The organism is uncultured Actinomyces sp. (assembly GCF_963526355.1).
Classification (GTDB): domain Bacteria; phylum Actinomycetota; class Actinomycetes; order Actinomycetales; family Actinomycetaceae; genus Actinomyces.
This window is the reverse complement of record NZ_CAUROW010000019.1, coordinates 37,688-44,994: the sequence shown is the minus strand read 5'-3', so window position 1 is coordinate 44,994 and position 7,307 is coordinate 37,688. Positions and strand designations below refer to the sequence as shown.

Genomic DNA, 7,307 nt, shown 5'->3' with positions numbered 1-7,307 from the left:
CGGACTTGTAGTTCTTGAAGGCACGATCGACAGCAGAATATGCCGCGAGGAGGCCAGTGTAGCGTCGAGTCTGGATGGCGTGACCTGAGATAATCAGAGCGCCACCACAAGCAGTGAAGAGAATGGTCTTCCGGTATGCGAAGAGGAAGTTCTTTGCGATCTTAGCGCCGAGAACACCCTTGGCGGAAATATAGACCTTGCGGTCTGGAACGGTCTCGCTCGTGATGGCGGACCAAGCCTTGAGATGGGTATCGAGGTCTTCGTTCTCACTAGCCGCCGAGGTCTCGACTGCCGCAGAGACAACACCAGCGCCCATCGAGATGATTCCCGAGGCAATGAGGATGTGCGGCGCGTGCTTCCGAATCAACATACCTGCCTGAGTAAACACTCGAGTAGCAGTTGAAGCATTCATGGTTAAGTACTCCTTAGTTCTTGATCTTGCCGTTGGCTACGAATTTCTTGAATATGGCGATGACTTGTGCATCGCTCATCTTGTCGACGCGCTCTTGCCATCGACGTCCATACAGTTCTCGAAGCTTCTGCTTCATCTCGAATATAGTCATCAGATCTTCACAGGCCTCTCGAGGTCTAGGATGTATCCGTTGCGAACCCGTCGGACCTGAGCAGTGGCCAGCGTACGCCAACCCCAGTTCTCGTCCACATGGGTCGCGGTGATGCCCGACAGATCGAGGAGATCCCCAACAGTCGCGACATCGAAATTCTTGATCTGGTCATTCAGACGGTCGAGGACCTCGTACGCCTCCGCTCGAGACTCGAAGACGATCTCGCCGAAATCATGAGACCGTCGAGCATCACGAGAGAGCTCTCGCCGGTCTCCGGGTCCGTCGTCGGGTGGAGTAACTCGAGATCCCGAACTGTAGATACGGTTGTAGGGCGTGTATCCTCTGCCTGAGATTCGAGATGAAGACATAGGACGTCCCCGTGCCTCGCCGTAAAGAGCTCGCTCGATCGCTCCAACTGCGATATCCGAGATAAGGGTCTTAACTGTCGGGATCACGACGTCCTCGAGAAGATATGCACCGATTGACTTCGCGTCGTCGACAACCAAGGCGTTCTTGATGCGACGTCCAATCGACATCTTGCGCTGAACGGCTGATGTGGTGACCGCCTGAAGCTTCGGCTTCTCAGGAGGCGCGTCTGATGTCTTGGGATCCTGGTTAGATGGGAAGCTGTCCCGAGTAGGTACTTCACTCATATGTGGCTCTCCTAAATATGAAAGACCCATCCGCCGTGTTAGAGCAGATGGGTGTTGATCACTGTGCGTCGTCTTCGTCGCTAACAATATCGTCGATCGAGCCTTGGATTACAGGCTTCAAGTTGCGAATGATGTATGAGTACTGCTTGACGAGCTTCTCAGCAGCCATGTCTCCAATTGCACTGGCGACGACGAACCTACCGGCCATCCAGGCAAGCTTAGCAGGAAGCTTAACCGGGGCGGGAACGATAGCTTCGACGGCCTTAGAAATGATAGACGTGGCTGTCCAAGAAGCGGCAAGCATAGCTACAGCTTCGGCAGGGTGAATGTCAATCTCAGGGGCGGTCATGATAGTGTCCTTTCGAATGTGATGTGGGGGATGGTCACTATAGTGTAGGTTTTTGCCGCGGGGCCCGTCAATCTTAACGAGCCCCGTCAACATATACCTATCACTCGCCAAGAAGCTCCTTCTTGACCTCCTCCGTGACAAGCCCGCTCTCGAGGGCCTTCATCTGTGCCTCGGTCATCTTAGAAGGCTTGTCGGATCCCATCGGCATGATCTCGTTGAAGAAGGTCTCCATCTGGGATTGGTTCTCGAGAAGCTCGAAGAGGAACGTCTCGAAAGCCTGGGACTGAGAGAAAGCCTCGGTCTGCTCAGCATTCTTAATGAACCGTCGACCGTCATCCGACTTGCGTCCGTAGGCGCCCAGAACGAACTTCTTGAAGAATCCGTAGATCTTGAAGTTGTCGCCCGACCGCATGATATCGATCAGGTGGTTTCGAAGACCGCCAGGATACGCGATCTCGAGCTCGAGAATCTCGTTCTTTGAGTAGTGGAAGTATGCGATGTCGACGTACTTGTTACCGTCGAAGTCCTCGGCGATGATCTCGCGCTTCAGCATGGTGTCTACCTTTCGTTGTGTTTTTATGGGTAAATGAAAGATCCATCCGCCGTGTTAGGGCGGATAAGATCTCGAGTCACTCTTCAGTAGAAGAGGTCTCCTCAGGAGCGGCCTCGACGATGGTCGTGACGAGGTTTCCATTCTCGTCCGTAGTGGTGGAGATATCGACTGAGTCGTCCTCGATAGAGTCAAGGATCTTTTCGGCGGGGATGACAGCGAATGCGACTGCGCCTGCAATCACGGACAAACCGCCCCAAAAGAGGAGCGGGTGGTCGGATTCAAACTTGGTCACGGAGCTGACAGCCTTGGTGAAGAAATTGGTCTTTGGGGACTCGTCGGTCTCCTCAACGGAGTCGACAGAAACAACGGTGTCCTTCTGAGAGGTGGTCATGGGAGTTCCTTTCTGTGGTTGGTGGTCATTATGGGACATGTTCTCTCCGCGATGCTCACTTAGAGAATGCAAAGTATCCAACAACTCCGAAGATGATGATCCAGATAACATAAGCCATCAGCTTACCTTCCACCAATCAGACGTGGGCTCCTCCTTGAATCGAATGCCTACCGTGGGCTTTCCATCGGGCGTAAGTAGCCCCATGTAGTCGATCTCGCACTTCGAATGGATCGTCCACCCGAGCTGGTCGCCCATAGCGTTCTGGTCAAGTCCTACAAGGCTGTAGAAATCATTCAGACTGACTGGGTTGCCTTGGATGAGATCGAAGTTGATGTTGTTGACGCACTTCTTGATCTCCTCAAGGGAGCTGTTGAAGTAACGTCCGGAATATGTGTCGTAGCAGAGGAACTTTCCGTCGCCGACAACGAAAGTCTCCTTCGCAGGGCCTTGGTATACCTGATCGGGGTTCTGCTTTCGAGCGAGAAGCTGATCCGACTCCTCGAGTGTTGCGTCGTCCGTAAGGTTCCGAAGATCCTCGCGGTAGTGCGTCACAGCCTCCGCAGCTAGCGAATATGCAGCCGCAAGAGCAGCTCGACGACGTGACGAGATAACATTCGCCGCAACGATGCACGAAATGGTCGCAGCGCCCAACACAGCCGCTGGAATGTAAAGCTTCCAGGTAGCGCGTACCTTATCGCGGAGCGTCGCTTCCTCCGGAAGATCATGTAGGCGATCCCTGACGGGCACGGCTGCACGGAAGGCGGCGACTGAAGTTCCGACCACGCCAGCCACTGCGACTCCGGTGAGTATGTGTGGAGCATTACGGGAGAGAACAGCGAGAGCTGGACGTACGGTTTGTCTGATGGTGTTGACATTCATGGTTCTCCTTTGTTGGGGTGATTGAAAACCCTATACTCTATGTGGAACGGCTAGAGTATAGGGTGTAAGTCATATCCTTGTGGTGCTTTCTATAATGGTCTCCTTTCGGATATGGTGGTCGTTATAGGTCGTGTTTTTCTCGCGGTTTCGAAGACTCGTGGACCTCGACGATAATTGCCACGACGATTGCGATGATGGTACACCAGACTCCGAGGACTAACAAAACCCCGAAATAGGCATTGGGCGCTGCGTTCCACATGAGTGGTGCCGTGACTAATAGCGACAGAAAACCCATCAGAAGGATGTAAAGGTCGAAAATTGCGACTAGAGTTTTCATAGAATGGTCCTTTCGTCAATCGCGCCAACGAGGCGGCTTGTTCTTCAAGTAATCGGCGAATATGAGTGCCAGCCACATGATCAGTATGACGGTTATACCGCTGATAGCGATTATCTTCTCGGATAGCTGCATATACGGGCTGAAACCCACACCGAGCACGACGATCAGATAAGCCCCCGCGATGAGCGAGAGCGTACAAATGACAGCTATGTTGCTGAATAGATCTGGATCCTCGTACCAAGGTCGTTTGCAACACATCATTATTGTCCTTTCGAAAGCCCAATCCACCGTGTTTGGCGGATATGGGTGTTGTTCACTTGTGAGAGGGTTTACACTGCTTGAATGTGCCGCTTCGAGGCTCGGTCGGGTTAGCCTCGGGAATGTCTCCAAGCACTACCGTTTGCGTTGGAAGTTTCTCGTTGTGCTTAAGGTAGAGCTGGCTGACAACAGCAGCGGCGATCCCAACAGTGAGAGCAATGAATCTGGAATTCATCATGGTGTCCTTTCATAGGCGGTCATTATAGCTCGTGTAAAATCCGCGATCTGAAAAACTACCCCGGGAAATTTTCGGTTTTTGAAAACCCGATTGCCCGCGTCAAAGCCCTATACGCTATGTGTATAAATATAACGTACAGGGCTTTGAGCGGTTCATGGTCAGAGACGAATCTTCGACACGAACCCCACAGCCTTCGAGACTACTGGGTGGAGCTGCTCGTAATGCAAGATAAGCAGGATCCCGCCCACCGAAGCACAGGCCGACAAGACGCCATCTGGACTCGGCACCCACCTCTTCTTTTGGTTGAGGTTGTGTAGAGTCTTGATGTCTTCGAGTACGGCCTTGTATTCTGGTGAGCCGGGAAGATGCTCCTCAAGCATATACTTAAGGGCTTCCTCTTCGGCGGTCTCCGAAAGTTTAGGGGTTTTGTCAAACATGGTGGTATCCTTTCGTGAGTGGGGCTCATTAAACACCAAGTTTTCTCCGCGCCTCAGGCCTCGAGCTTCTTGACGTCAAGCGTCATGATACCCTTCTTGAGGACATCCTCGGTCGGGGTATCGATCTTGGCGTACGTCTCGTTCCCCGGGGTCACGTGGAGCGTACCGTCCGTCGGAGGCGTGTAGTTCTTGCTCGACAGCCCCAGCAGGGCACCCAAGAAGGTGTCGATCGCAGTGATCGTGGCAGCAACCTCAGTAGCTGAAGGCAGGTGCCAGATCTGTGCCACCGTCAGATAGAAAGTGGCGAGGGCAGGAAGAGCGATAAGAGTGACGAACTTCAGGCGATCGTACGTCTTGTTAGCGAGTGTCATTCTCTCTCCGAAACTTCTCGGCCTTATTCTTACGCTCGAATTCTACAGTAACTTCGAGCGGGGTGGAGCGCTTAATCGGGAGCTCCTTGACCTCTTCAAACACCTTCTCGGCAAGGCCGTTACCTCCGAAGGCTGAATATGGTTTGTAGAGGTATTTCACTAGATCGTCGTACTCATCTTTTAGAATATAACCACGATCCAGATAGGTCATACACAGATGCACAATGCGATCATGTGCGAGTCCGAGCATGAGTTGGGTTTGGGCGCTATGCCTGCTTGATCGAGCTGACAGAAACGCCCAGAACCCGCTGCTCGCTAGGACTGAAGCCGCGATAGTCACGGTCAGTTCCAGCACGTGCGGCATGGATTCCTCCTATACGTGCATGGGATCACACAAGGGATATGATCCTACCGCGTAGTTATCGAATATTAGCCAACGGCGAAGACTGGACGGACGCCATGCTGATCCGACTGAAGACCTTCGCCGGCGTACTCCATAGGAGCGTTGATGAGAGGCGCGCCGGGATTCACTACCTTGTCTCCGAAGAGCGCATACTGGCTCAGATATGTCTGGTCGCGAAGCCAGAAGTCTGAGTCCTGCGCTCCGGGGTTGTATCCCATTCGGAACAGCTGAAGCTGACGGCTGGATACCTCGTGGAGACCGTCTGAACCCATCGGGGAACTGACCGCAATGCGGCATCCGTAAACCATAACCTCGTTGGGGATGATGAACTTAACGGCCGCGTCCACCGTCTTGGATTTGAAGTAGTACCGCTCCCATTCTCCGCCACTACCCGAGACCGCAGACATATATGAGTCGATGTGTGTGCGGATATATGAGAGGTCGAACACCTTGGACGCGAAGTCCCCACACTGTCCGATGCTGTTCCACACCTTCGAGCCCCAGAAAGAGTTCGTTGAGGTGGTGTCATTGTCATACATCGACTGCTTGTATAGCGATCGGTCGGGCATGATGACGAGATGCGGGATTGTCAGGGCATTGTGGACATTCCAGTAGTTAATGTCCACGATACGCCAAGGCATACCATCACTCGCCCAGTAGTCACCGATCCACAAATCCTTGAACGAGCCGTCACGAACTCGAGCGATCTGATCGTCGGTCATCCTCGTCCCGAGATTCTTACCGCGGAACACATTCTTGTGCATCAGCGGGAGGTCCTCGAACAGCGCGTACGGCAGATCCGAGGCCTTAATGGTCTTGGTCCCTCGCTCGCCGTCGTGGATGAATACGTCGTCCCCCTTAACGTTGGAGACCTTTGCGAAATCCTTGATCTTCATATAATCTCCTTAGCTAACGCAGAGACAAGCCATCGACCGACAAGTCGCATCCGCATAGTTCCAACTCATCGTGCGCTTCAGGTTATCGACGACGGTCCAGTTGCTGTCCGAGAGAGGGTCGGCGAGCCATTTGTAACGCTCGGTGTCTGACGGAGTATTAACCATACCCTTAACAGTGTCGAACGCCAGCTCGGGATATCTGTTAAATAGAGTGAACTGCATCGAGCCCGTGTGCGCGGGCAAGTTAGGTGACTCTGAGTACTGGCGGACTGAGAGAACACGTGCCCCGAACACCTGCATGTCTGTGGGGAGCCAAACGTCTGAAAGGCGCTCGGCGGTCGTGGAGATCCTCCCGTCGACCATACTCGCAGACTGCTGAAGGTAGATCGACATAATTCTAGCGCCCTGGCTCCAGAAGGTGTTCACCGTGTTTCTGAGAATATCAGTGATACCCCATTGGACGAAGCCACAACCCCAATAACCATTCGAGTTATCGCGGGTGGCGTACATGCGATCCATACGAGCGCCGGGAGTGCAACAGAGAACCATATGCGGGGTGGTCAGACGCCCAGGTGAACGGAAGTAGTTGAAGTCTGCGATATACCACCACGTATTGCTGTTATCCCAGTAGTAGTCACCGACCTGGGGCGGCTTCCATGTCGAAGAAACTCCGGCGGGTCGATAGAAAGGATCGCCGTTGGAGTTTCGGATCCACGCTACATCTGAGGACGGGATCGGCTGACCATTCGTGTTACGGTTCGTGCCAGTCCATGACGGATTGAGAGCATTGCGGATGATCATAAGATTGACCAGATCCTGAGCACTCTGTCCGCCTCCAGCACCACCAGGTCCCGGAGGACCCTGTGGACCTTGATCGCCAGTTGGACCTTTGTCCCCTCGGGGGCCTTTATCACCAGCTGGTCCAGCCGGGCCTTGAGGTCCTGACGGTCCTGACGGACCAGCAGCACCTCGGGATCCC

General features: G+C 53.5%; 13 protein-coding genes. All 13 read right to left on the bottom strand.

Going from position 1 to position 7,307, the window contains the following annotated elements; all coding sequences use genetic code 11:
• Window positions 1–412: DUF6353 family protein (locus RWR81_RS06380; protein ID WP_314456018.1), on the bottom strand; the 412-nt coding region annotated here is incomplete at its 3' end.
• A 13-nt stretch (window positions 413–425) separates the two neighbouring features.
• On the bottom strand, window positions 426–548 hold the full coding sequence (locus RWR81_RS06375; protein ID WP_314456016.1) for a hypothetical protein: 123 nt from the start codon (window positions 546–548) through the stop codon (window positions 426–428).
• Between the two features lie 14 nt (window positions 549–562).
• Complete coding sequence (locus RWR81_RS06370) at window positions 563–1,216, bottom strand: hypothetical protein (RefSeq protein WP_314456015.1); 654 nt, start codon at window positions 1,214–1,216, stop codon at window positions 563–565.
• Between the two features lie 58 nt (window positions 1,217–1,274).
• Window positions 1,275–1,565, bottom strand: a complete 291-nt coding sequence (locus RWR81_RS06365; protein WP_314456013.1) for a hypothetical protein — start codon at window positions 1,563–1,565, stop codon at window positions 1,275–1,277.
• Between the two features lie 100 nt (window positions 1,566–1,665).
• Entirely contained in the window at window positions 1,666–2,118 is a 453-nt protein-coding gene (locus RWR81_RS06360; protein ID WP_314456011.1) for a hypothetical protein, read from the bottom strand.
• Between the two features lie 76 nt (window positions 2,119–2,194).
• Window positions 2,195–2,509: a hypothetical protein gene (locus tag RWR81_RS06355; RefSeq protein WP_314456009.1), complete on the bottom strand. Its 315-nt coding sequence runs from the start codon at window positions 2,507–2,509 to the stop codon at window positions 2,195–2,197.
• A 117-nt stretch (window positions 2,510–2,626) separates the two neighbouring features.
• Window positions 2,627–3,388: a DUF6353 family protein gene (locus tag RWR81_RS06350; RefSeq protein ID WP_314456007.1), complete on the bottom strand. Its 762-nt coding sequence runs from the start codon at window positions 3,386–3,388 to the stop codon at window positions 2,627–2,629.
• A gap of 991 nt (window positions 3,389–4,379) precedes the next feature.
• Window positions 4,380–4,658, bottom strand: a complete 279-nt coding sequence (locus RWR81_RS06345) for a hypothetical protein (protein ID WP_314456005.1) — start codon at window positions 4,656–4,658, stop codon at window positions 4,380–4,382.
• 53 nt (window positions 4,659–4,711) lie between these two features.
• Complete coding sequence (locus RWR81_RS06340; RefSeq protein ID WP_314456003.1) at window positions 4,712–5,029, bottom strand: phage holin; 318 nt, start codon at window positions 5,027–5,029, stop codon at window positions 4,712–4,714.
• The gene (locus tag RWR81_RS06335; protein WP_314456001.1) at window positions 5,016–5,393 is read right to left on the bottom strand and encodes a hypothetical protein; all 378 of its coding nucleotides are present in this window, start codon (window positions 5,391–5,393) and stop codon (window positions 5,016–5,018) included. Before RWR81_RS06335 ends, RWR81_RS06340 begins: the two co-directional genes overlap by 14 nt.
• Before the next feature lie 65 nt (window positions 5,394–5,458).
• The gene (locus tag RWR81_RS06330; RefSeq protein ID WP_314455999.1) at window positions 5,459–6,328 is read right to left on the bottom strand and encodes a hypothetical protein; all 870 of its coding nucleotides are present in this window, start codon (window positions 6,326–6,328) and stop codon (window positions 5,459–5,461) included.
• 9 nt (window positions 6,329–6,337) lie between these two features.
• Window positions 6,338–7,129, bottom strand: coding sequence for a hypothetical protein (locus tag RWR81_RS06325; protein WP_314455997.1), 792 nt, complete (start codon window positions 7,127–7,129; stop codon window positions 6,338–6,340).
• The gene (locus tag RWR81_RS06320) at window positions 7,126–7,296 is read right to left on the bottom strand and encodes a hypothetical protein (RefSeq protein WP_314455995.1); all 171 of its coding nucleotides are present in this window, start codon (window positions 7,294–7,296) and stop codon (window positions 7,126–7,128) included. Before RWR81_RS06320 ends, RWR81_RS06325 begins: the two co-directional genes overlap by 4 nt.
• Window positions 7,297–7,307: the final 11 nt, after the last annotated feature.

What these genes read in the sequence shown, in the direction of transcription:
- RWR81_RS06375 (WP_314456016.1), bottom strand. Translation starts at nt 548, where the DNA reads ATGAAGCAGAAGCTTCGAGAACTGTATGGACGTCGATGGCAAGAGCGC.
- RWR81_RS06370 (WP_314456015.1), bottom strand. Translation starts at nt 1,216, where the DNA reads ATGAGTGAAGTACCTACTCGGGACAGCTTCCCATCTAACCAGGATCCC.
- RWR81_RS06365 (WP_314456013.1), bottom strand. Translation starts at nt 1,565, where the DNA reads ATGACCGCCCCTGAGATTGACATTCACCCTGCCGAAGCTGTAGCTATG.
- RWR81_RS06360 (WP_314456011.1), bottom strand. Translation starts at nt 2,118, where the DNA reads ATGCTGAAGCGCGAGATCATCGCCGAGGACTTCGACGGTAACAAGTAC.
- RWR81_RS06355 (WP_314456009.1), bottom strand. Translation starts at nt 2,509, where the DNA reads ATGACCACCTCTCAGAAGGACACCGTTGTTTCTGTCGACTCCGTTGAG.
- RWR81_RS06350 (WP_314456007.1), bottom strand. Translation starts at nt 3,388, where the DNA reads ATGAATGTCAACACCATCAGACAAACCGTACGTCCAGCTCTCGCTGTT.
- RWR81_RS06345 (WP_314456005.1), bottom strand. Translation starts at nt 4,658, where the DNA reads ATGTTTGACAAAACCCCTAAACTTTCGGAGACCGCCGAAGAGGAAGCC.
- RWR81_RS06340 (WP_314456003.1), bottom strand. Translation starts at nt 5,029, where the DNA reads ATGACACTCGCTAACAAGACGTACGATCGCCTGAAGTTCGTCACTCTT.
- RWR81_RS06335 (WP_314456001.1), bottom strand. Translation starts at nt 5,393, where the DNA reads ATGCCGCACGTGCTGGAACTGACCGTGACTATCGCGGCTTCAGTCCTA.
- RWR81_RS06330 (WP_314455999.1), bottom strand. Translation starts at nt 6,328, where the DNA reads ATGAAGATCAAGGATTTCGCAAAGGTCTCCAACGTTAAGGGGGACGAC.
- RWR81_RS06325 (WP_314455997.1), bottom strand. Translation starts at nt 7,129, where the DNA reads ATGATCATCCGCAATGCTCTCAATCCGTCATGGACTGGCACGAACCGT.